Raw genomic sequence first — 22835 nt, forward strand, 5'->3', positions numbered from 1 at the left:
GTCCTTGGTCATTCGATCATCTCCTTCCTGCATCAGAATTTTACAGAAGATGTCTCACGAGTCCCTACATATCTACACCCGGACGGACAAATACATGAGGGAGCAATTTGAGCGCGGAGAGGGTTATAGGATGGCCATCAAAGCCGTCTATGGCCCGAAGCAAGGCTCCTGCCTCCATCGGTGTGGTAATTGCAGGTCTGTGGGTCACTTTCGGAACGATCAATGCGCCCTTCAAGTCGTTCGCTACATCGCGATCAGCACGGGCAGTCGCGATTGCGTAGCGAAATACCTGGCTGCACGTTGCACGAATGCGTTTTGCCGATTCATGCCGTCCGCGCATTTCAACCTTGCGAAGGACAGCGAGTAATTCATGCGGTGAAATATCGGCGATAGGGCGCTTGCCGAGCGCCGGATAGGTGAAACTTAGAAGCCAGCGTATCTTCTTTAGTGTGACCGCCGCACGGCCTTCCTGTTCAATCTTTGCAATCCATTCCTCTGCAACCGATTGAAATGTGTTCGCCGCAGCTACACTTGCTGCAATCTTGTCCAGCTTTGCTTTTTCGGCAGGATCAATTCCGTCTGCCAGCACTCGCCGTGCCTCGTCCCGCTTGGCTCTTGCGTCGGCCAGCGCGACGTCGGGCCAAACACCAATTGCAATCGTCTTATGTTTGCCGAGATAACGGTAATTCATCCGCCAATATCTTTGACCATTCGGCATCACCAACAGATGCAAACCACCCGAATCCGCCAACTTATATTGCTTACTCCGGCCTTTCGCCGCTTTGATTGCAACCACTGACAATGCCATGAGGGTATCTCCGTAAATGCGATTTACGATATACCCCCAAAAATACCCTCACATTGGGGGTATAAATGAGGATGCCACCAAATCGCTGTGAACGATATAGCAGAAAAAAGTCTAGAAAATAACCACTTATTGGATGTTTGCGGACGTCTCTGGACGTCCAAATGGTGACCCTACGGGATTCGAACCCGTATTTCAGCCGCGAAACATAAGTTTCCTTATATTTCAATGACTTATCCGAAATTATTTATCTAATTCGCCTACATATACGTCATAGTTGTCCATATGATTATCTAATTATTTTGGTCTGTTTTATCGATTAAATTTTCGAAGACTCTGTGCAACGTACCTGAAATGCATATTCGGAGAAAACCAACGCCGAGATCAGCTTATGATCTTAACATCGCCAACTACTGGGGCAAAAATTATAGGTAGTAGACATTCGATCACCTGTGTGGCGGAGTGCTCCAATTTTTGGAATCGCTGCGCCAAGCTTGCATCTTTGTCTAATTCGGATGAGCTAGACCTAAGATTGTGCGGCCAATCTTAGCAATCTCGTTGCGCCCTTCGATCGGGAGATCATTCCAGAAATTCTCGGACGGGACAAACTCTATTAGCTTTTCGAGATTTTTCGAGGCGTAGCCTGCTGGAAGATACGCTTCTAGCGCGCCACGGCTCAGCAGAAAAATATCTGATTTGGTAAGTTCGTTTATATATAAGTTAAGCTGGTCCATCTCCTGGCCATTTAGCTGATCTTTCAGTACTATCCGGCGAGACTTTATGTAGCTCCACGTATCACTTGCTGGACCCCAATCACCGGTAGCTATGGCATGATCAATTTGCTTGACCAAGAAATCTCCGTCCAAACTCTTGGCGTTGTCGAGGACGTCTTTTTTTATCTCGTTGGAGTCGACCTTGAAAAGCGCTTTGACCTTGGAATTCCCAATTTGCTCGATGTAGTCTAAATCGGCAATTATCAATCCTTGTACTTTGCACGCCTTCAACAGCATTTGATACGCTGGAAAAAAGCCTTTCCCGCCAACGCTGACTATTTCGAGGTTGGAATCACGCTGTTGTCCAGCTTCGCGCGAAAGAATATCAAATACCCGATCGAAGAATATTTTGTCGGAAATGCCCTCAACCAACAGTACCCGGTCTGTAAAGAATATGCTTTCATTGTTCTGGCTATTTACGATATTAAACAGGTGTTTAGCGTTCGGTAGGTTCGAAGCATTCAAGCGAACTATATCGCTTTTCTGGTCCTGAATGTAGATGCGTGATACAAACTTGATCGATTCAGGTGAGATGAATGTCGGAGAATGGGTCGCCAGAACAAATTGATTGCCCGTTGACTTGGAAAGTTTCACGAAAAGGTTGAATAATGACGTTTGCCAACGTGGATGCAAATGCAACTCAGGTTCGTCTACTATGATTAGCGTATCGCGAACATTAAGGGCATAGATAGCAAATAGGTACGTGAGCAGCTCCCTCTCGCCCGATGATGCAGCGCCTACTAAGAAGGAAGAGCCTTGCTTAGTTAGCGTGACGTCATATTCATTGGAAAGAGCGTTTATAGTGGTTAGCTCCCACTTATAGCCCAGATCATCCAGATCCGAAGAAAGCGCTTGGAGGCTTTTATCTGCGTAAAATTTTTCCTTTGCACTAGTGTTATCGTCCTCTTGCAGCAGCCGGTACTTCTGCGCGATCCGTCCAATCGCTAACGAAATGATGCTACCACCTGACCTAGACGATGTCGCATCCAAGGATTTCTTCTGTTCAATGTCGTTGTAGTTTGCCAGTGCCACCTTCGAAGGAAAGCCAGCTGAAGCCCTGTTTACGGGAAGATAGAGCATCGACATTTTTAGCGCGGCTTTACCAACCTCGGCGCGCATCATGTTGTCAAATTCGTATAGCTGCAGATATTGCAAAAAATGCAGTTCAGTATTGGAAGTAGTGGGCTCTAACGCTCCATTTGACCATTTGTAGGTCAGGCGGGATTTCGGAGCGATTGCGTTTACATCCCAGCCTTGCACATGGGCCCACGGGTCACCATAAAATCGACGTTTGCTAAGCTTTTGGATTGCGGGGTAGTCCGCTTTGATTGCGGCCATGTTGTCGATATCGCTTTGTGACACCTCAACCTCAAGTTCGACATGTTGATCTCTGGCAGAACCAGAGCTGTGCTTGTCGAAATTAATGTTATTAAACTGGTCGTTGTAACTCAGCTGCCAGCCCTGGTCGGGCGTCCCATCATTGATGGAATGCAAATACTTTGTGGCAAGAAGATGCTTCTTGAGCATCGTGTACATAGTGTCGAGGAGGTTTGTCTTCCCTCCCCCGTTTGGTCCAATGATAATCGATATTCCGCCTTCAAAGACCATTTCTCTGCGATCAAGGAAGCTTCGAACATTTTCTATAGCGATTTTTCGAATGAGCATTTTGTATTACAACACTAGCCAAAGCATCTACGCAAGAGACTTTCTGTTCACCAGCCATCTGAAAAGCACGACGAAGTCTTCTAGTCCGAAAGCCGCAATGATGACGAGCCGATAGCATCTAAACATTGAAGTAAAAACGCGGCTGTAAACCCGCCCCTGCTGATCTTGTTATTGAGATTGCGTTCGTTATCCTGGACGCCAATTGCTGCCAGCTTTTTAGCAAGCTGTGCATAGGTGATCCCCTGTCGCTTCAGCTCACCCTTTAATAGGTTTTTTGCGCGAGTCTCAAACTCGACATTTACGGGGTCATCTTTTCTCGTCGCCAAATCACTGTTCTCTTATCATTGTATACGGCGATAATAATAATTGACTCCGATTATATAAACCCCGATATATGGTGTGTTTTGTATCTGTATCCGATGATGGCCGTGAAAAATCGGCACGCGTAGCTCATGCTGAGGTGCCAGCAAACCCAAATTCTCAGGAACGGAAATATGACAGCGAAAATCGAATTTTGGCTAGCGCCGCGATTGCTTTCTAAGCCCATCGCAGCAACTTACTTGGGGATTAGTGAGCGCACATTTGATCGACTTAAGTCTGCGTCAAATTTTCCCGATCCAATTCGCATCGGCCGCAGACGGCTTTGGGATCGTGTTGCTATAGATCAATATTTTGATGAATTAATTGAATCCCTAAAGCCCCCAAAGGTAAATCCGTTTGATAGCATCGATTGGAATGCCAAAAGGCGGGAAATCGAGGGTTCCAGCGGAAAGGGCCGTGTATCTAAATTTAGATAATCTGAATACCGAGCATAACGAAATATAGAAATATTATCTTCTATTATCAAATAGATAGGGCCAGTGGGATTCGAACCCGTGTTTCCAGGCTGAAAACACCGTGTCGCATGAAAGCGGCACCAAGCCAAAATTTAAAAATCAATCAAACCGATCTAAGTCATTGCAATGACTACGATCTTCCAAAATTCTGAGTTTTTGATAGTTCCAGGAGTTTGCGCATTACGACGCACTAGGGAGCAAGCGGCGACCGTAATTAGATAATGTGAAAACCGACATTTCGAGAAATTATCGTTTGTTTTCAACGTGGTGACCCCTACGGGATTCGAACCCGTATTTCAGCCGTGAAAGGGCTAAAATACGCCAATAGGCATTGCCAAATCAAAAATTTCGATATACCAAGTTATTGAATATAAACATTTAAAAGCGTCGACGTGCGTTGACGTTCGTCTGTGAGTGTGGATACTTATTTGACGTATATTTGATGGAGTTTGGTATGAGTAAAAATCTGCAAGAAGCAGTCCTGTCGTCGCGAAATGCTCGGGATCGATTGCCAATCGGCGTCCATTGGAGGGGTGTTGATGTTGATATCCATCTCGGATTCCGAAAATCGGCGAAAGGCGGCAAGTGGCTGGCACGCTGCTATATTGGGAACGGGAAATACTGGCAGAGGGTAATTGGCGTCGCTGATGATGTCGTTAAAGAAGGAGTAATGGACTATGCCACTGCAATGTCCGCCGCCAAAGCAGCCGTCGTAGAGGAGCGGCAGCAAAGAAAAAGGAAGATTCAGGGTCAACCTGTCACAGTCGCATCTTGTGTGAATAAATATATTATAATGAGGAACAAGCGTGACAGGAAACGCACCGGCACGGAAAAGCGTTCGGACGCAGATTACAAATTGAGCGCTTACGTGCTTGCGGATGAAAAACTAGCTGAGATTGAGATCCAAGATTTAACCGAAGCAGACCTCGGGTTTTGGCAAGCTGGATTGCCAGAAAGGCTGGCCGACTCTACGATAAATAGAATCGTGAATGATTTTCGGGCAGCATTGAATTTGGGTGTTGCATCTCTGCCTGCGTCTGAGCGGTCGCTTCCAGGTGAAGTGCTAAAACATGGTCTGCGTTCGCTAGATGTAGTTGACAATGTCACCCCCGGTGCGCGTGAGAACCAGATTCTTAATGATGACCAAGTGAGGCGTATAATCGACGCGGTTCGTAATTCTGATACGAAAGACGGCGATTTCTTCAGAATGGTGGTTGTTCTTGCGGCAACTGGGGCTCGGTTTTCACAAGTCGCGCGTTTAACCGTCGGTGATTTCCAACCCGAAAATCATCGTATTATGATGCCTTCCAGTCTCAAAGGCAGAAATACGTCGACTAATCTAATCCCATTGCCACTTGGCGAGGACGTGATCTCGCTTTTGATGGAAATTCATAATGGCCGAAATCATGAGGAAATCCTGTTGGAGCGTTGGACTCATCGTCAGGTTCTCGGCAACAAGTGGGTTCGTGATAAACGTGGCCCGTGGACAACTCCGTCGCAAATGACTCGAAAGTGGAAAACCGTGATGTCGGAAATCGGACTGAGCAAGTTTGTGCCGTATGCCTTGCGACATTCCTCCATTGTTCGTTCCATACGAATGAATATCCCAATTCGGCTAGTTGCGTCGACCCATGACACCAGTGTAGCCATGATTGAAAAAACATACTCGCGTTTCATTGCAGACGGCTTAAGCGAAATATCGGCTAGAGCGGTAGTGCCGTTGGTTAGCACCAAACAGGCATGACATTGCCATGCGCCTTCAAAAAGGCGTCTGTTTTTGCTCTAATACAAATCTAGGCTCGATGCGGAAACCTTATGAATGGCTTTCTGCCAAAAGCCTTTCCGCCTGTTCTATGACGGTCTGGACCGCTTGATCGGAGAGATCAGGTGGGTATACGGTATCGAATACTGGCGCGCGATACAAACGCCAAAATGCGGTGGATTGGTTTTATCATGGCCTTCGTCGTGCTTGGACAAGGAAGTGAACTCACAAACCTTCGGTTCATGGGATCAAAGCGAACCCGTTGGGTAAACCTCAAAGTTATTCTGACGATCGGCAAAAAATTATAGTGAGAACTGCCAGAGCGCCAACTATTCGACGATTAGCTAAATGTTAGGGGGAATGGGCGTAATATAGCTCATAATTTGACGATATCGGAATATGACCTATGCAAGATGCCCCTTCTCCTGGAAACGTAAACGTCCCCAAACCCTCCATCTTGTCTGCAAAGCAACTGAAGAAACTTTGGCTCGGAGACTTGAAGCACACGCCCGTATATGAATGTCCCACAGGATATTGTAACACCGTTCAGGCATTTAAATTGATTGGTGACCATTATTATTCGCCTGAATGGTCGGGCAAAGAGATGATTCTTCTTCCATACAATCTTCCTCCGCCGCCTGACCGGTCAAAGTTTCTCAATGATAAGGTATTTTGTCCAGATTTGGCAAAAAAACAGAAACCCTATTTAGATCTTTTCAAAATTGTAGCAGATCTTTGTGACCTCAGTGTCCGCGCTTATGATAGCCACACGTCCGCAGGAGTTTGGAATGCGGTTGATGACGACTATGAAAAGCTCTCTCATTTGTTAAATGATTTCCAAGAAAGGGCACTCGCGGTTTGCGAGACCTTAGCAAAACGATTGAAAAATGGTGATGTGAAATCGTGTTATCGGACCTCGGGGACAGCTGGAATCACGCACATCAGTCCCGAGGAATGGAATATCGATAGTCCGAGGAGCGTATTTAGACATATGTCCTTCAATAGTAATGAGGGCCTATCATCGACAGAGGGTGCCGACAGTTTTGTGTTTTTTGAGATCAATGATATCAAAGCGTGCTTGCAAAACCTTACTAAAGGAATTCCAAATTCCGGGTTTTCTAGCGGTTACAAATCAGAATATATGCACGCTATGGATGAGCTGATTTTTACAGCTAAGATTAGCGACAGCAACCAACCGTCCAACGAGGAACTGCATGAGCATGCGATGAAGGCTTTGAAAAAATATGGCCTGCCGCAAAGCAAGATATCCATAGATAAAATATCTTCGTTCGTAAGTTTGAAAGATCGACAAGCTGGCGGTCGACGAGCGCACCAATAGAATTATAAGAAAATAATTAGTCTATTTTGCAATGACTTAGAGAAAGGGCTTAGCCCATATTGGCCCCTAATGCGTCCTACCCCTTAACCCCTTGAATTTTAATCCTACCATATCGCAGCATATAACCTGAGCAGCAGCAAAAACTACCAACAGCTGCATGAAAGGTAATACGCATGAACAATGAAATCGACGTTTATACTATCGACGAAGCGGCCAAACTGGTGGGCATCTCGAAAACCTTGTTATATGGGGAAATACGCACAGATAGACTCACCGTCAAAAAGGTCGGCAGACGGACGCTCATCACACGGCCCGATTTACTCTCGTGGCTTAACTCGCGCGGTGGCTTCCAGCCTAAAGATGGAGGTGGTAAATCATGAGCGATCCCATCCCAAATAGCACCCGTCAAACCGAAGCTCAGCGCCCTGAGGAATACGACAAGCCGTTAAGCTCAGTAATGGCCAATGATCCTGACGCGGTTCTGATACCTGATATTGGCGCACAACTGTCGCTTGGTATCAAGCAAAGGGCCAAAAAAAGAGTAGACAGCACCCGCAAAACTAAAGCCAGCCTCGCGGAATCCCTAGTGAATGTTGCAATTGCGGCGATGCTCGAAAATCCCTGTATGGATATGAAGGATATGTGGCCGGTGTTGGAGGAGCTTGTTCCTGGTGCAAGCGGCGACACGTTTCAGCGGAAGCTGCGTGCGAAACTTCGTGAACTGAATAATCCTGAGATTGACAGGATATTGAAACCTAGAAATCGCAAGCGCACGGTGAGGGCGAAAGAAACCGGTCAACGGGTTGGCGCGTCAGGCAATGATCCAGAGGCCAAGGGACCGCAAGAGCTTAGCCAGCATCCTGAGGCGAAACCTACGTCGGCGCAACAGTCTGTTAAAAATGCCCAAGGCGAAATTCCGAAAGATTTTCTTCTCGGGCTAAAAAACAGCAACGCCAGCGGGTTTTAACCCACCTACCAAACAAGCTTTTGAAATAGCGACGGCACCTACGGGCGGTGCTGTGTTTAGAAACATGCGCGTTAGGCCAAAAGCGAACGACAATTTTAGCAAGCTGAACTGTTTCGAATTTTTATACGGAAAGAACAGCACGTTTAAAGGAATTTTGAGATGACTACAAAACAACATCGTGAAATAATGTATGGCATTAACGGTCCAAAGGGGGGCGGTTTGAGCAAAACCGGTTCTGTGTTGGATGTTGCTTCGATAGCAATACTCGCTGGACTAAAGGTAGGATTGATCGATGCTGATCGGTCAACCGGAGCGATCTCGACAGCGTTGGAGAACTCGGATGCTCTCTGCGAGAAACTTACAGAAGAAAACGATATAGCCGCGAAGATTATGAGCAAATATGCCAATTGCGATATTATACTTCAGGACAACGGCGCTTTGGGTATCAGTGAACCTAAAATTATGGGACCGACTGCAGAAATAATAGAGTCAGTCGGATTAGATAATGTTCGCCTATTCCTGAATCAAATTCCTCACAAAAGCGGTATGATTGATGACTTAAAACAAATATATTTGATTTATCAATGGCTGCCAAATAAGTATATTTTTCAAGTTAACATTGATGGCGGCGGCGCTTTTGATCCGTTAAAGGAGCCTCTACTGCATGCACCCATCATTGAAATTCCTCATCTGACCGCATCCCAGATAAACGTCTACTCAAGCCGAAAAGTTCTGCCATCAGATCTGTTGCTTGACCCTCCACCTAACCAACAGCTTGTCTGTAAGCAGTTAGCTGGGCGTTTGCTGCAAATCGCCCTGTCTAATGAATTCGCTAAACGCATTGGTGCGGAAGCTGCTATTCCTGTCCTACGGAGGATGTCAGAGGGTGCTCCGGTTTTGGTAATGCCAAAAGCATATGTTTCCAATGATGACGCGTTGAGCGAATATATCAGCCTACAGAAACATTATCGGAATGCAATGTCTGCAGAGACGGATCAACTCCGGATCCAGCATCTGAAACAATCCCAGATACACGAAGGCAAGTACAACGAACTGAAGACCCTACTATGACACAGAGGGAACACCGCAGCGTCGCCCCCTCAATCCAACCAAGGATTGACGGGGAGGCGTGCCTTACGGGCAACGTTGCATCAAACATAAGAGCTACAGAAGAACTCCCGATCACGATCGTATCGGAGGGGGAAAACTTTTGCAGGATGGGCCTTGTCTTACAGGCCATATATGACATCGTTCCGCGCTCCGCTTGTCACAATGTCTATGCCGGAACCTGCGGGGTCCGGCCATGAGTAGTGTTTCAGATCAGACTTCAATAACGATCCGGATATCAAAAACGGATAAAGACTTGATACAAGAAGCCGCCGAACTGGCGTCTCTCGATTTGTCGGACTTTATTCGCACAACCCTGCTCAATCGATTGAGAAAGGCGCGTCCGTTCGAGCGACTATTGTCCGAAGCAGTTTCGCTTTTTCATCGCCTGCAATCGGATCCGAGCAGAATTGACGACCATAAGCTTCAGCAGGTCCGCGATATCATAGGTCAACTTATCGATCTGGCAAAAAAGGAATAGCCAGCATGATCTGCAAATCAATCAGTCTAAACAATCGGCGAAAGCAGAACCGCAATTCAGGCGGACACCGCAGGTCTACGTCCAGGGTGAACAAGGATAGGATGCGCGCGCATGCCAGCGTGCTCACAATGTATTTGGTTGATACCGATCCTAAAAAGCTCGCAATGCTGGAATTCTCAAATTCAATCATACACTCGGCGAATAATCGGACCGATTATGTTTCCGACGTATCAGAAGATCCGGACAGTGACGCTTTTGGCGAAAAGCTATATTGTGCGGGTGCATTCAATTTCGTCTCGGAGAAATTCAGCGATCGCCAGAAGGAGTTTGCCGCAACTGTAATTCGAGGTGCCAAACAGGTTGATCCGGTCGAGCATTTTGTGCTGTCATGGAAGACAGCCGAAAGCCCATCTCCAGAACAAATTGAAGCGGCCGCGAAACGATTTCTGGAATTGATGGACCTGAAAGAAAATCAGGCATTTTATGCAGCCCATTTCAATACTAGGAATATACATGTCCACATTGTTGGAAACCGGGTCAATCCAAAGGATTTTTCTTTGGTGCAAGCTGGCGGTAAGTGGCAGGTCGACAATATCCATCAAGCAGTCTCAATAATTGAATATGAGCAAGGATGGTCGCCTGAACCTGAAGCAAAATATATCGCCAATGATAAAGGCGTGTTTGATCAGGAGAGCGGACTGCAAGTGCGTGACGCGAATTTTCGGTCAATCCTAAACTCAAAGAAGAAATTTGCAGAGGCTCGCAAGCAGGCCAGAGAAAAAATAAAAGACCAGCCAGTAGAAGAAAGTCTCGGGGAAGCTGCCAAATCATTTGAGCGGCGCACCGGCCTCCAGTCTTTGGAAAGATTGATCAAAACTGTCGCCAAACCAATTCTGGCAACAGCCCAGTCCTGGCAGGATCTGCATGAGCAATTGGGTAAACACGGGATGGCATATCGGCCCCATGGAGAAAATGGCGCCAGAATACACCGAGGAAATCAGGCGCTGTCTGCGACTACGGCGCACCGAGATTTTTCTCGAACCGCTCTGAGCGACCCTGCCGCTTTTGGGCCTTATGTTGGTCCGCGCAGCCAGACAAAAATAGCGAAACCAGTTGCTGTTCCTCTTCCTGCAAGAGAACAGCAAAACCAATATGATTTGGCCAGAAAGCTTCATGAAGGTGTAATCGCCGAAATTCAGGACAGAGTGAGAAAGCAAAAGGCGCAGACCATAACCTGTATTAAGGCGCAGGATTTGCTGGAAAGCTTAGCACAAGTCGAGGCGAACTGGGCCGATGCCGCAGATATTAAAAAGATCGGTGACACCGTTCGGAAAAGGGAAACCAAAAGAATAATGGAGGCTGTGAATTACGAATATGCGGCCGCTCATAAAAGGGCAGCGAGACTTGCAGTGTTTCCCCATTATGACCAATGGGCCGCCGACAAAGAAGTTCAGGAGTTTGACGTCGCGACGTTTGATTTTCCTAATATCTTGAGCGACGAAAGCGCTCGCAGAAAGACGGCGAAGGCCAAATGTGAACAATTTTATATTGTTCCGAAAGGCCGTGAATATCTCCATTATGACCCAAGCGGCCAACTGGCGTTCCGCGATATAGGCAGTGCAATTTTGCTGACGGAGCCAACGCAAGAGGTGAATGCGCGCGCTGCGTTGCTGGTCGCCAATGCGAAATGGGGGAAAATTGGCCTCGTTGCAGGGAACAAGAAGTTCAAAATCTTGTGTGCCGAAATCGCGCATGAAGAGGGGATTGTGATAACGGACCCCGGAATGCAGAAATATATAGCGGCCGCGAAGGCTAAGGCGGAGGCTCGCCAAAGCAGGTCGGTGAAGGACCCTAAGGATTTCGCTCGGCTCGCGGTTGTCGTCGCAGAGCAAACTACGGAACCAAAGGAGCACTCGTTGCCCAACCGGGACGCCGATGCGGCAACTGCTGTGCATGCAGAGGTCGTCGCCAATTCGGCTACAAAGGACGCTTCTGATACAACCGATAAGCTGCAACCATCGAAGGAACCTGAAGCCCACCCAACTCAGACCGTAGCGTCTACGCAAGAACCGCGGCAAGAAGTGCGTAACGGTATTGATACCGATACGATCAGTGTGCATATTGATATTCCCAAAGAACAGCCCGCAGGTTCACGGAACATAACCGATCCAATGTCGCAATTTCGTGGCGTTAACCCCTTGATCGACGAGTGGCTTATCAAATACGACGCAATGGAGCTGATCCGGAAGCACAATGCTTCACGATCCGATGACGATCCTGCGAAACTGGGTCATTTGAAGGAGATGCCCAGTCTCAGATCATTGGCGCAGAAAATAATGCAGGATAGTCAAGCGAAGTTGATCCAGAGTGAGATGAAAGCGGAAGGGCTTCCGCTTGCCTCCGAAATTCAGAGGCAATCAAATTATCTTGTGAATCTGCATAGACAGCAAGGGCAGGGGCTGGGCTGGTAGAAATAGGCCTGTTCGAGACACCAAATTTTTATCCTTATTTTATATGGTGATTGCACTTCTCGCGGTGTTTTTTTTTAAGAGCGGGCTTCGCTAGGCTGGCCTATCGGTCATTCGATAGATTGAGTTCAGATGGCAGCGTCTGGGCCGTTTGCGGACTGTCCGCTATTGGATGCTGGGCGGTGGAAAGCGGACCTTCGGCTGCGGCCCCAGTTCCGGACGTTCGCAATAGTCGCAACCCATGTCTGCTTCGCGCCCAATTGTCGTCATTCCCAAGGCTGACGCTCGTTCCTGAAAGCTGCCATTGCCTGAACTCGATGCAGTCGCACCATAATGGCAACAACTGGGTGGAATACAGACCTTTCGGTTGTGGACGGAATTATAAGAAAGCAGAAGCAATTGACCGTCAAACTGGGTTTAAGTAGTTTGGGTATGAGTATGTTTTGCGCCATTGCTCAAGATCATTCCTCAACCAAATTAGCAGGAACGGCTCCACTTAGTGTCATCCTTGGTTATTTGCTGCTCCGCTGATTATCTGCACTCGAAATAGTTGCAAATGCGCCGATTGATTGCACGATGCCGATCGATTTGTTATTGAGAAAAGAAATGGTGCTATCATGTTGAATACAAATAATTCTATCGAACGAATTGATAGCCTAAGCGAACCGCAAAAAGAATGTCTGCGGTTAGTCGCGTCTCTTAGGTCGTCTAAAGAGATCGCCCGAATTCTTGATGTTTCACCGCATACCGTAGACCAACGGTTAAAGCGTGCACAAACTAAATTGGGCGCATCTTCAAGAGCAGAAGCAGCGCGGATGTTCGCCAAGCACGAAAAGCAGCACCCGTCTGGCAGTCCAAACCTATACGATGAATTGGCACACCAAAGTTCGGACCTTCCAAGATACCGATATGCACGTAATGAGAAAGCGTCATCCGGTGAATGGAACCCACCGAATGTCAGCGGGCAAGACGAGCTTCGCGATGAACAGGCGTTTTATTCTCATGATGCCTTTCAAAGCGCTCAGAATCCCTCTTTTCTGTCGGTTCTGTTCGAAGCGAAACGAGAAAATAAACTTTCGATCCCTGCACGGATTGGTCTGATATTTTTGATCATGATGGTCGGCTTGCTTGCATTTTCTTTGCTGGTGAATCTGGCCGAAGGTCTATCCCGGATAACCTGAGCAGCGATTGTCTCTCTCTTATTGTTTCTAATATTATGTGCGCCGAGAAAAGATCGGAAGCGCAGGAGATAATTCATGCTCAAAGAACGTTTAAGCGCAGTCAATGACGTAACCGAAAAACTTCACGCGTTGGAAGCTGCTATCGATAATGCACTTATTTGTGCAGGCGAATTAACATCCACGACCTCAGCAGCGCGCCAACGCGCGAATCTTTCTGCACTCGTCGCACAAGAGGCTATCTCTCTTACGGGTGAATCCGTCGCTGCGCTCCATTCGGCCCGCGCGCGAATTGTCGATGCCCATTGTGCATTCACGAAAGTCCAAGGCCAGCTTGGTTTCAAAGTCACAGCAGGCGGAGCCCTATGGAAGTTTTTCGAAGATTCCGCAGAGGAAAGTCCGGTGGCACTGGTGCATTCCGAAAAAACGAAAGCAGCGTAATTATACACCCGCGTTGACTGGAGTGCCGATAGTATGAGATTTGCCCGTTATGGCAAAATGGATTTTCCTATTTCTTATGCTTTCGGCATTCATCTTCGTGCTTCGATACGGAAAAGTGGAAGAACGTCTGGCCTTGTTCGTCTTGGTTTTCAATTTCACAGGAACAGCAGCCATTTACCGAATGAGCGGCGAAAACTGGCTGGAACCATCCTTTGGCATTTTCCTAATCGATTTTTGCAGCTTGTTATTTTTTATCGTTATCGCCTTCCGGAGTAAGAGATTTTGGCCATTGCCGATTGCCGCATTTCAGATGATACCAGTGCTGACGTTTTTCGTGACGTCTGTGGGAGTGGATCTCAATTCTCAAGGCGTGGGGGTAACTCAGGGAGCTTGGGGATTCGTGCAACTGCTGATCCTAATTGTGGCAACGATAAGAGGCAGAAATTTAGCGAAAGGTCACGTCGAGATATAGAAGCTTTGGCCCAGATAATAAGGCCAATTGTCAAAAAACAAGCTGAGGCTGAAGCTGAGCGAATTTTAGCCAAGTTCATAACAATTCGTCAGCTTTTTCAAGAAATTGGGCATCAAAAAAAAGCCGCTGATGGATTACACGCAGAAGCAATCGAATATCTCAAGATTGTTGCGAGATCCTTCAACTATGCCTTGGAGCAAGAGCTTGTTTCAGGCCCGGTGCTCAGTTCCTCCACTGCCTTGCACGACTATTTGTTCCACAACCTGTCATCGTCCAAAAAAGAACTGTTTCGTGTTCTTTTTCTCGATACCAAGAATCGTCTGATTGAAGACAAGTTGATGGGCATTGGGACAGTAAACCGCATTCAGGTCCATGTCCGTGAAATCATCCGTGAGGCTTTAGAGCTTAAAGCAACGGCCGTCATATTGGTGCACAACCATCCGTGTGGTGATCTAAGTCCAAGTAGTTCTGATATTGCTTTGACAAGAAAAATCGTCGACCTGTGCCAGTCATTTGATGTGGATGTTCTTGATCATCTGATTGTTGCAAAAAGTGGTATTGCTAGCATGCGAAGCCTTGGTTTGCTCGATGGACGCGAAATGTCCCGTTTGCCAAAATCACTCACGTTCAAGCGGAGTTTTCTAACAAACTTTCTTGGCTCTTTCTTCAAAACCTTTGGAAAAGCATAAATGCAACCGGAACAATCAGCACGACTATTACTCCGTCAAATATCTGCTCTCGACGAAGCAATTGGCGAACCCATATCCCAGAATATCTCAGCAAAAATTTTGCTGCACTTGTTTGTCGAGCAAAATTCGGAAAATGTTCTCAAAAGTGATGAGCTCAATAAAATGATTGATGCCCCGACATCCACATTTGATCGCTATATTAAGGTGTTAGCATCAGAGGGTTTAATCGAAATGTCTCAGGCCGATATGTCGGAACCGGCTGCACTGCGATTATCTGATTCGATGAAAAAGCGTTTGGCTACCGTTTTCCTTTCCCCAGAGTAGCGCCGACTATTTGGAATTGGACCTTAGGCCCAAGGCGCAAATCGCTTCATCAAGCTTGGCTCCAGCCAAATGATCTCCTGTTGTGTCCAGAATTTTTAGTGCCTCTTCCATCAACGTATGGGCGCGCAACCTCAATCCAGCATTTTGTATTTCGCTAAATTCATCGACTGGCGGCATTAAATTGCTCCCGGAATTCTGACTAGCTAACAAAGAAGTTGTTGACAAGTAATCTCTAATTATAACGAAGTTAATAGATATCTGCACCTTTTACACGATTTTACAAACTACAGAAAACCGCAAACAAAAGCCTCAAGCGTGCAGCTATCTTCATTATTTCCAAGCCTCCACTGACGCCATTCGCAGCGTTTGGCCGTGCATCGCACAATATCCGAACTCCAGTTGTGAATGTAGTGAATTCATGTTCGTAAACTATAAGATCAATTGCGAGAGAATTGATGTGTAGCGCCCGGTCTTCACGGTGAAATTTTGATTTCACAGTCTCTCTAGGCATGGTCGGTCTCAATTTGCATAACGAATGCCCCTTAGCGGGCATCCGGATGCTGCGATGCGAATGTCGGTTTATCAGCCTTTGGGCAAAAAAAAATATTGGGGAATGGCCCAACTCCGCTCTCTTTTACCAGCTCCACTGGCAGGTTTCGGGAAATGGCCTTTTGACCGAGAACGTCGCCAAATGGGGCACTTACCGACTGATAGCTACTGTATCCGTAATGTCTCCTATTCGCGCTTTCAATTGGAAAGGGCTTGTCTGTTGCCGAATCAATTAACTATGTTCTTAATAGTTGCGTCAAAATGCCGTCATTGTTTTCGATTACAAAAAAGTGGAAAACAATGGCAACTCAACCTCACACCCAAATCGATGGTCAAATGCAAGGCGCGTTCAATGTAAGCCGTTGGTTCCTTGAATCCTTCAATTGGAGAAAGCGTGAACCAGAACCAAAGCCTCTATATAATCAAAAGATTATCGAAATTTCAGACTTTCTAAATTTTGTGCGACTTGAACCGACGCCTGAAGCTTACAAGCTTGCCTGGGAATATAACTATGGAGCGAGCTTGCAGTTTTGTCTGGCCGTAGATGAGATTATTGAGAGCCACGGGCACGTGCCGACCTCATCAATTAAGCAACTAACCGAATCGTATCTAGAGGTCTGGAATTCTGCAGAGCTATCCGAGCTGGTTACTAGCGGCACGCGGGCATTGCGAAACGGCCATAAAATAATCTCTGATAATCGAAACGAAAATCGTGATTATAGCCACGCATTGGAACAAGAAGTCGGGAAAATTGATCAATCGCAAGGCAATCAAAGTCAGTTGAAGGCGTTGATCAATCTGACGAATACAATTGTCGAAAAATCACAAGAAGCTCAACGACAGTTGAAGGAAGCGGAAACTCAAATTGCTGAGATGCGGAAAAAACTAGATGACGCAACACAGAAAGCTGAGACCGATCAGCTGACAGGTCTACCCAATCGCTGGGCATTTGAAGATTATCTGAAAGATGCGCTTTTGCGATCGAAGGAAGCATTTGAGCCCCTGACTGTAGCCTTTATCGACATCGACAAATTCAAACTGATAAACGACAATCATGGTCACGAGGCAGGTGATAGGGTTCTCAAACGCGTAGCACAATATCTTGACGGTATGTCTGACAATAAATGCCATCTCGCGCGGCACGGGGGAGAAGAGTTTGTCGTTCTATTTCTTGATAAAACCTCGCAGCAAGTGTTCGAAATTGTCGACAATGTAAGATCTGAACTTTCTGCACATAATTTTATGAACCGGGAAACGAACGAGGCAATAGGAACGGTAAGTTTTTCTGCTGGAATTGCTTCACTGGCGGGCGATGGCAATCCACGTCTTATGCTCCGAAGAGCGGACGCTGCTTTATATTCTGCCAAGCAAAGTGGTCGAAACCAGGTTGTAATTGATTTAGCTGAATGTGTTCATTGATGTTTTTTAGAGTCTCTTTTAGGGAGCAACCCCTCCGACTTCAGTCGGATACTGGCTTCAGCCTGAGACTCGGTCAATAGCAGCTATGGGATATCGCACCGGTTGTCACACGACTTTTCATCATCGTTATCATTTGGTATGGGCGCCGAAATATCGTTTCAAGGTGCTGCATGGCGATGTTCGTCTGCGGGTGCGGTAGATTATCCGGCAGGTTTGTAGCGAGCTTGGCGTCACTATCATCCACGGGGCTTTGTCGCGCGACCATGTCCACATGTTTGTCGAAATTCCGCCCCATGTCTCGGTCAGCGACTTCGTGCGCCGGGCAAATACGCGCAAGATTGAGTCCGTCTGGCTTGCTGGACGTCGTTACGACCGTCAGGGATTGAACAAGCTGTTGTCTTTCACTGAGGCGCAAGCTGGAAATCCTGCGAACTGGGTTCGATTGATCTGGGGCTTTGCAAGGAGCCAAGTCTCTGGAGAGCTATGAATTGGAGACGGAACGTCTGCTATCAGAACAATCGTGCAGCTATGAGTATTTCCGTATTTGCGGCGGAAGCGGAAGGGCGGCTTTGATTTTACCACTTTGCTGATCAGACCGCGCGCATCCCATCAATAATGAATTGGGGGCCAAAGCCCATAACAGGCCATCTTTAGATTTTACACTCTATTAACTATAATCGTTCAAAGCGGTTTTGAAAGCAATAATTTCTATGCCAAATTTCGACCGAAACTTGATAAATCTAGCACAACGACCGCGAGCGTTGTTGTTTACGTTATTTGCCACTACGATACTATTTTTGGGGGTGAGTGGCGTTTTTCAGCCAGTTGAAACATTCCCGCAGACAATTCGTGATCGGATCCACAACGTCGAATCTTCGGGCAGTGTCATTCTTGTAGCAATTGATAATAACAGTCTTTCTGTTGGCGATGCGTATCCGTGGCCTCGTTCGAATTTTGCGAAAATACTGTCTGCAGTTGATGCAGCCGGTGCAAAACAAATTGCTTTGGATATCGATTTATCAGACGCTACAACGGACGCGGAAGATACGGCGTTGGCCGATGCGATTAACACGGCGAAGAACAAAATTTATCTGCAACATCGCTTTTCGTTTGATAACGGCTCGAAGATAGCGAATTTTTATCCACTTGCCACTTTTTCTAAAAATGCGCAATTGATGAATTCCAATGTTTCTGTCGATTACAGCGGCTCGGTCGTAAACGCCCCATATGCTGTGAAGGCGCAAGGAATGCTAATTCCTTCTCTCGCGTCGATAATATCAGGTAATTACCAGCTCTCAGAAGAGATTTTTCCCATCAGCTACGGTATTGATTTGAGCACTATTCCAATAATTAGTGCCGTGGACATACTCGACGGCCGTTGGGCACCGGAATTAGTTGGCGGCAAGACCGTTTTGATTTCCGGAACGGCGTCAAAGGAATTTCCAGCCTTTAATATTCCTGGACATGGCACGAGACCAAAAAGCATAATCAATATTGCGGCCGCGGAAACGCTTATTAATGGCAGACCAATTCAGCTTGGGTTTCTGCCGGTTTACATTTTTGGTGTGATTGCCGGAGCCTGTTTTCTCTGGGCACAAAATCGACTTTTTAGCCGATTAGCGGGTATTTCATTTCTGACTATAGTCCTTGCGGTCCCTTATGCTCTCGATAGCGCCAATATTCGGGTCGCAATCATTCCTGGTATACTCGTGTTTCTGTCTAGCTGCGCCCTAAGGTGGCTCGTTGCAATGAAAGAACATATCTCCTCCATGAGCAAAACCGATTCACTATCAGGATTGCCCAACCTCAAGGCCTTGGAAGAAATTGCTGCGAATGAAATAACGGGCCTTATTGCGTTCAAATGTCACAATATCACTGAAGTCGAGCATAACCTTTCAGACCGTTCATCTGAATTTTATAATGCCGTCAAGCGCGCGATGGAGCTCCAATCGGCTGACACATTTTATGGAGGGCAAGGTGTTGTTATAGGAGCGATGAGAGGCATAACTGGTTCCAAATTGGATGAGTCAGCCGAAGGCTTGCACGCTATGCTGCGCACTATCTATGTTGATGGCAACCCGATTGATTTGATTGGCACAATCGGAATTTCGGACAACGAAGATTGCTCTATTCTGGACCGGGCTAGGCAGGCTATTATGGCGAGTGGAACGGCCAGAAATAACGAACGTAGTGTTATGCGCTATTCACAAAATCTAAGTATGGGTGTTGGTGATGACCTATCATTGATTTCGCGATTGGAAATGGCGATATCCAACAACCAATGCACTATGAATTTTCAACCAAAAGTCCGTTTGTCGGATTCGTCTTTGATTGGTGGTGAAATGTTGCTGCGCTGGACCGATCCAGATGACGGGCCAATGAATATTCAAGAGCTCATACTGCAGGCAGAAAAACATGACCGGGTTTGGGATCTCACGAAATTTGGTTTAACAGAAACCGCAAAGTTTCTAACTCGACTTGGCCAAGAACATGAAAATCTTGTGATATCGATTAATCTTTCGGCGAAGTTGCTGTTGCGATCCGATCTGGCAGACCGAATTATAGAAATCATTGACGTTTACGGGATTTCCCCATCGCGCATTATGCTTGAAATCACAGAGACGGCGGCGATTTCCACCGGTGATATAGCTCTTCAGGTATTGAAGCGAATCCAAAATGCGGGCTTCAAATTATCTATCGATGATTATGGAACTGGTGCGACTTCTATGGAATATCTTAAAAAAGTGCCTGCGAGCGAATTAAAGATAGATAGATCGTTCGTTGCAAATATCGCAGAAAGCCGGAGTGACTTTGTTTTGGTGAGCTCGACTATTGCGCTTGCCAAGTCATTGGGCATGGACGTGATTGCCGAAGGCATTGAGTCGAAGGAAATAGTGGAATTACTCCGCTCATTAGACTGCTATGGGGGGCAAGGATACTATTTCGCAAAACCCATGGGGCTCGATGCGGCGGTCAATTTTATAACGGGGGATAAGTTAAGAATATCCGGCGCTTCGGCTGTCAGAACGCGGAAATAGCTATTCAATTCATCAACGGTCAATAAATGTTATCCTTATTTGCAAGCATTTAGCGATCTTTGATGGTTAATGTCTTGATAACCATATTCCTTAAAGATAGTTTAATGTCTGTAGCAAGATCGCTATCGTTAATCGGGGAAGATGTTTATGAAACCGAAGAAAAAAAACCAGCCGCCAAAAGGATTTTGGGAATGGCTTTACGGTCCAAACCAGTGGCGTTAATTTAAGCCGAAATAATTTGAAAAACGGCGGGTTCTTCCCGCCGTTTTTATTGGTATTGTTTGCAATTCTCGGCGAACTTTGATTTCGCGAAGTTTTCCTTTATCCACTGTCGTTGTCGCAGGTATATGCCGCCGCGAACGGAGTTCTGTAATCCTCGTTTTTCGTCAACACCGCCCAGACGAACTATCCCAGTGCACAATGATACAAATGTGATTGGAATGCTTAAAACTAGTGGCCTAGCGATGCCTGCTATCACAGGCAGACCTTGGCTCAGTATCCGTCATCGCAATCTGTAGCTACCGTCGGCTGCCTGCTCAGTTAGAATAGTCGATCTGGTAGTGAATCCACCCAAAAACAGAGCTTGAATGTCGCATTTGTTGAGCCATCTGGATGATTGCTAATATTGCCTTTCGGCAGCGAAAAAAACGACTTCCCTGTTTTTGGGGCGTTTGTCGAGTCATAGAAGAAGGGAAAATTGCAAAATCCTTGCATCATTGCCTGAAACAAATGCGGGGTGCTCTCCCAGTCTTTTTCCCTGAGTGCTCAGCTTGCCATCAAACTTGCCGTTCGTGCCGATATCGTGCACTATTCGTATCATCGCTTCGATGGCCTGTTTTTCGGGATAGTCGGTCGGCGTCACAAGTTCGATCTCTTGATCCGCAAAGTATGAAAGTCCGTGAGTTTTAAATTTGCCCGGACCATCAGCCTTAAATGCTATCTGAACCGACGCCGGAAACGTTCCATGTGTCATATATTGGTCCAAAGCTTCACCAAAATACTCCGCGCCAATAAGGTTATCTGCATGGGTCCACGCAAATGCGACAGCTTCGATTGCATCGCCGATATATTGACCGAGCAGCATGAGCGCGCGATTAATTTTTCCAAAATGCAATGTATCGGCTATGCTTTCTCCTAGCGATAGTCCGATGCTCGAGAGGAATATTTCCGGCGGTGTGAAACCAACGAAGTTAGGAGAAATCGATTCTATCCAGCCTTGCGTTTCCTCGATATCATGCGTTCGCAACAAGAATGACATACCGTCCAGCATGACTTCTCTGAGATTTGCAGTTTCATTACCTATTTTTCTGATTTTCAGAATGTGCTCAAGATTTTCTGGCAAGTTGAGATCGTCGAGATCAAAATTTTCAGGCAACTCGGCAAGAACCAATAAAGGTGTTGTTTCAATCATCGCTTCATTTGCCTAGTTTACAACTGTTAGTATTTTTGCATAATTCCGGATTATACAATAGCTCAAGACGAATTACTTAGATAGCCCATTGATGCACACCCCAGATAAATCGTGGCCGAAACCAAAAACACCATTCCTGTCAGTTGGTGCAGCTTCAGGGCGCGGACTGAAGAACTGTAAGTCAACGCTGAGATAACTAGCATGACGCTTATCAAGAAATAGCGACCTGCATTCAACTGGAAATCGATTTTCTCGAGTTCGGCCTTTGGCACATACCCATACCTTCTAATCAGTTCGAACGACCGAACTTGGGAGGATTGTGTTGAAAAACTCTGAGCACGAAATTTAATTACGGAAAGTCGTCGGAATTGAATCAACGCTAACGCAAAATTGAATCGATGTGTCGCGGTGCAGATGTTGAATGGAAAGAAATTACACGACCCACTGAGAGGCCGACTTTTTCAACACAATCGGGGCGGAAGCTGACATTACAATCGCTCCGCGTTTAATGTCCGCTAGTTGAGCCGGCTACCCAGAACCGGACAGTCCGCAATCGGCCCAATTGCCGCCATTACCATGGTCGAAAATTGTGCCTGATAGCAGCCATTTCACACGCGCTACTTATTCAAGCTCGAATGGCAACAACTGAGTGGATAGCTGACTGACAGGTTTTGGATGCTGAGCGGTGGAAAGCTGACGTTCGCCGGATCGACAGGAGTCGATAACATATCAGCCGTTTGAACGGATAAACGTGAGTCTATTTTATACAATGCAACCAAATACCTACGTGCTAGTCTTAGTGGTGGAACGGTATTTGCGACCCGCCGTTCCAACGCCCCGTCGACCTCCCCGGTCGTCGGGGTTTTTCTATAATGGAGAGGTCCGCTTTTGGGTGGGGAGCGGACATTCGACATGTGGTATTCGGACGACTGATTTTGGTCCGGGAGCCGAACGGCAGCTTTTGTGTCTGCAATCACCGCTGAAATTTTATAGCGGACATCAAGCATCTCCAGCGCAGCCGCATGGACAGATTGAAGCGTAGGTGATAGTCTTCCCATGTCCTGTTTTGGACGATCGTTCGGGTCGCGCCGAACCACTCCGGTTCTAAGGT

19 protein-coding genes, 1 tRNA gene and 1 pseudogene are annotated in these 22835 nt (G+C 46.7%); 15 read left to right on the plus strand and 6 right to left on the minus strand.

Translation table 11 applies throughout. From position 1 onward, the window contains the following. Nucleotides 1–64 precede the first annotated feature (64 nt). The 4 genes from V7676_RS17405 to V7676_RS17415 form a co-directional block, all read right to left on the minus strand. Nucleotides 65–808 carry a tyrosine-type recombinase/integrase gene (locus tag V7676_RS17405; RefSeq protein ID WP_335660868.1) on the minus strand — a complete coding sequence of 248 codons (744 nt, stop codon included), beginning with the start codon at nucleotides 806–808 and terminating at the stop codon, nucleotides 65–67. Between the two features lie 503 nt (nucleotides 809–1311). Then, entirely contained in the window at nucleotides 1312–3243 is a 1932-nt protein-coding gene (locus V7676_RS17410; RefSeq protein WP_335660869.1) for an AAA family ATPase, read from the minus strand. 80 nt (nucleotides 3244–3323) lie between these two features. Then, nucleotides 3324–3569, minus strand: coding sequence for a DUF6471 domain-containing protein (locus V7676_RS18900; protein WP_442955465.1), 246 nt, complete (start codon nucleotides 3567–3569; stop codon nucleotides 3324–3326). Between the two features lie 775 nt (nucleotides 3570–4344). Further along, a tRNA-Glu gene (locus tag V7676_RS17415) sits at nucleotides 4345–4415 on the minus strand. A gap of 118 nt (nucleotides 4416–4533) precedes the next feature. On the opposite strand from V7676_RS17415, the gene V7676_RS17420 reads away from it, so the two are divergent. The 12 genes from V7676_RS17420 (at nucleotide 4534) to V7676_RS17475 (ending at nucleotide 15307) form a co-directional block, all read left to right on the plus strand. Further along, nucleotides 4534–5823, plus strand: a complete 1290-nt coding sequence (locus tag V7676_RS17420; protein ID WP_335660870.1) for a tyrosine-type recombinase/integrase — start codon at nucleotides 4534–4536, stop codon at nucleotides 5821–5823. 424 nt (nucleotides 5824–6247) lie between these two features. Then, nucleotides 6248–7180: a hypothetical protein gene (locus V7676_RS17425; protein ID WP_335660871.1), complete on the plus strand. Its 933-nt coding sequence runs from the start codon at nucleotides 6248–6250 to the stop codon at nucleotides 7178–7180. Nucleotides 7181–7353: 173 nt separating this feature from the next. Then, nucleotides 7354–7560: a helix-turn-helix domain-containing protein gene (locus V7676_RS17430; protein WP_335660872.1), complete on the plus strand. Its 207-nt coding sequence runs from the start codon at nucleotides 7354–7356 to the stop codon at nucleotides 7558–7560. Further along, nucleotides 7557–8147: a hypothetical protein gene (locus tag V7676_RS17435; RefSeq protein ID WP_335660873.1), complete on the plus strand. Its 591-nt coding sequence runs from the start codon at nucleotides 7557–7559 to the stop codon at nucleotides 8145–8147. The genes V7676_RS17430 and V7676_RS17435 overlap by 4 nt, the downstream gene beginning before the upstream one ends. A 159-nt stretch (nucleotides 8148–8306) precedes the next feature. Continuing rightward, nucleotides 8307–9218, plus strand: coding sequence for a hypothetical protein (locus V7676_RS17440; RefSeq protein WP_335660874.1), 912 nt, complete (start codon nucleotides 8307–8309; stop codon nucleotides 9216–9218). A 232-nt stretch (nucleotides 9219–9450) separates the two neighbouring features. Beyond that, nucleotides 9451–9735 (plus strand): DUF6290 family protein, encoded by a 285-nt coding sequence (locus V7676_RS17445; RefSeq protein WP_335660875.1) that lies wholly within the window; start codon nucleotides 9451–9453, stop codon nucleotides 9733–9735. A 101-nt stretch (nucleotides 9736–9836) separates the two neighbouring features. After that, on the plus strand, nucleotides 9837–12206 hold the full coding sequence (locus V7676_RS17450; RefSeq protein WP_335660876.1) for a relaxase/mobilization nuclease domain-containing protein: 2370 nt from the start codon (nucleotides 9837–9839) through the stop codon (nucleotides 12204–12206). A 614-nt stretch (nucleotides 12207–12820) separates the two neighbouring features. Beyond that, complete coding sequence (locus tag V7676_RS17455; RefSeq protein ID WP_335660877.1) at nucleotides 12821–13384, plus strand: helix-turn-helix domain-containing protein; 564 nt, start codon at nucleotides 12821–12823, stop codon at nucleotides 13382–13384. 75 nt (nucleotides 13385–13459) lie between these two features. Further along, nucleotides 13460–13822: a hypothetical protein gene (locus V7676_RS17460; protein ID WP_335660878.1), complete on the plus strand. Its 363-nt coding sequence runs from the start codon at nucleotides 13460–13462 to the stop codon at nucleotides 13820–13822. 49 nt (nucleotides 13823–13871) lie between these two features. Further along, a complete protein-coding gene (locus V7676_RS17465) occupies nucleotides 13872–14294 on the plus strand; it encodes a hypothetical protein (RefSeq protein WP_335660879.1) in 423 nt (140 codons plus the stop codon). A gap of 5 nt (nucleotides 14295–14299) precedes the next feature. Further along, on the plus strand, nucleotides 14300–14983 hold the full coding sequence (locus tag V7676_RS17470) for a JAB domain-containing protein (RefSeq protein ID WP_335660880.1): 684 nt from the start codon (nucleotides 14300–14302) through the stop codon (nucleotides 14981–14983). Continuing rightward, on the plus strand, nucleotides 14984–15307 hold the full coding sequence (locus tag V7676_RS17475) for a hypothetical protein (protein WP_335660881.1): 324 nt from the start codon (nucleotides 14984–14986) through the stop codon (nucleotides 15305–15307). 6 nt (nucleotides 15308–15313) lie between these two features. Here V7676_RS17475 and V7676_RS17480 read toward each other — a convergent pair whose 3' ends face one another. Next, a complete protein-coding gene (locus tag V7676_RS17480; protein WP_335660882.1) occupies nucleotides 15314–15484 on the minus strand; it encodes a hypothetical protein in 171 nt (56 codons plus the stop codon). 585 nt (nucleotides 15485–16069) lie between these two features. On the opposite strand from V7676_RS17480, the gene V7676_RS17485 reads away from it, so the two are divergent. The 3 genes and pseudogenes from V7676_RS17485 (at nucleotide 16070) to V7676_RS17495 (ending at nucleotide 20313) form a co-directional block, all read left to right on the plus strand. Beyond that, entirely contained in the window at nucleotides 16070–17275 is a 1206-nt protein-coding gene (locus V7676_RS17485; protein WP_335660883.1) for a GGDEF domain-containing protein, read from the plus strand. Between the two features lie 85 nt (nucleotides 17276–17360). Further along, nucleotides 17361–17618: pseudogene (gene tnpA, locus V7676_RS18905) on the plus strand (IS200/IS605 family transposase); the annotation flags it as partial. A 367-nt stretch (nucleotides 17619–17985) separates the two neighbouring features. Beyond that, entirely contained in the window at nucleotides 17986–20313 is a 2328-nt protein-coding gene (locus tag V7676_RS17495) for an EAL domain-containing protein (protein ID WP_335660885.1), read from the plus strand. Between the two features lie 679 nt (nucleotides 20314–20992). On the opposite strand, the gene V7676_RS17500 is transcribed toward V7676_RS17495, so the two are convergent. Continuing rightward, on the minus strand, nucleotides 20993–21724 hold the full coding sequence (locus tag V7676_RS17500) for a hypothetical protein (RefSeq protein ID WP_335660886.1): 732 nt from the start codon (nucleotides 21722–21724) through the stop codon (nucleotides 20993–20995). Nucleotides 21725–22835 lie beyond the last annotated feature (1111 nt).

Origin of the sequence: Parasphingorhabdus sp. (assembly GCF_036963805.1) — a bacterium.
Classification (GTDB): Bacteria; Pseudomonadota; Alphaproteobacteria; order Sphingomonadales; family Sphingomonadaceae; genus Parasphingorhabdus.

Bases quoted from the DNA above. Each gene is read 5' to 3' on its own strand.
- V7676_RS17475 (WP_335660881.1), top strand. From the start codon at position 14,984: ATGCAACCGGAACAATCAGCACGACTATTACTCCGTCAAATATCTGCT.
- V7676_RS17440 (WP_335660874.1), top strand. From the start codon at position 8,307: ATGACTACAAAACAACATCGTGAAATAATGTATGGCATTAACGGTCCA.
- V7676_RS17495 (WP_335660885.1), top strand. From the start codon at position 17,986: ATGCCAAATTTCGACCGAAACTTGATAAATCTAGCACAACGACCGCGA.
- V7676_RS17405 (WP_335660868.1), bottom strand. From the start codon at position 808: ATGGCATTGTCAGTGGTTGCAATCAAAGCGGCGAAAGGCCGGAGTAAG.
- V7676_RS17420 (WP_335660870.1), top strand. From the start codon at position 4,534: ATGAGTAAAAATCTGCAAGAAGCAGTCCTGTCGTCGCGAAATGCTCGG.
- V7676_RS17450 (WP_335660876.1), top strand. From the start codon at position 9,837: ATGCGCGCGCATGCCAGCGTGCTCACAATGTATTTGGTTGATACCGAT.
- V7676_RS17435 (WP_335660873.1), top strand. From the start codon at position 7,557: ATGAGCGATCCCATCCCAAATAGCACCCGTCAAACCGAAGCTCAGCGC.
- V7676_RS17465 (WP_335660879.1), top strand. From the start codon at position 13,872: ATGGCAAAATGGATTTTCCTATTTCTTATGCTTTCGGCATTCATCTTC.
- V7676_RS17445 (WP_335660875.1), top strand. From the start codon at position 9,451: ATGAGTAGTGTTTCAGATCAGACTTCAATAACGATCCGGATATCAAAA.
- V7676_RS17425 (WP_335660871.1), top strand. From the start codon at position 6,248: ATGCAAGATGCCCCTTCTCCTGGAAACGTAAACGTCCCCAAACCCTCC.
- V7676_RS17430 (WP_335660872.1), top strand. From the start codon at position 7,354: ATGAACAATGAAATCGACGTTTATACTATCGACGAAGCGGCCAAACTG.
- V7676_RS17480 (WP_335660882.1), bottom strand. From the start codon at position 15,484: ATGCCGCCAGTCGATGAATTTAGCGAAATACAAAATGCTGGATTGAGG.
- V7676_RS17455 (WP_335660877.1), top strand. From the start codon at position 12,821: ATGTTGAATACAAATAATTCTATCGAACGAATTGATAGCCTAAGCGAA.
- V7676_RS17460 (WP_335660878.1), top strand. From the start codon at position 13,460: ATGCTCAAAGAACGTTTAAGCGCAGTCAATGACGTAACCGAAAAACTT.
- V7676_RS17410 (WP_335660869.1), bottom strand. From the start codon at position 3,243: ATGCTCATTCGAAAAATCGCTATAGAAAATGTTCGAAGCTTCCTTGAT.
- V7676_RS17500 (WP_335660886.1), bottom strand. From the start codon at position 21,724: ATGATTGAAACAACACCTTTATTGGTTCTTGCCGAGTTGCCTGAAAAT.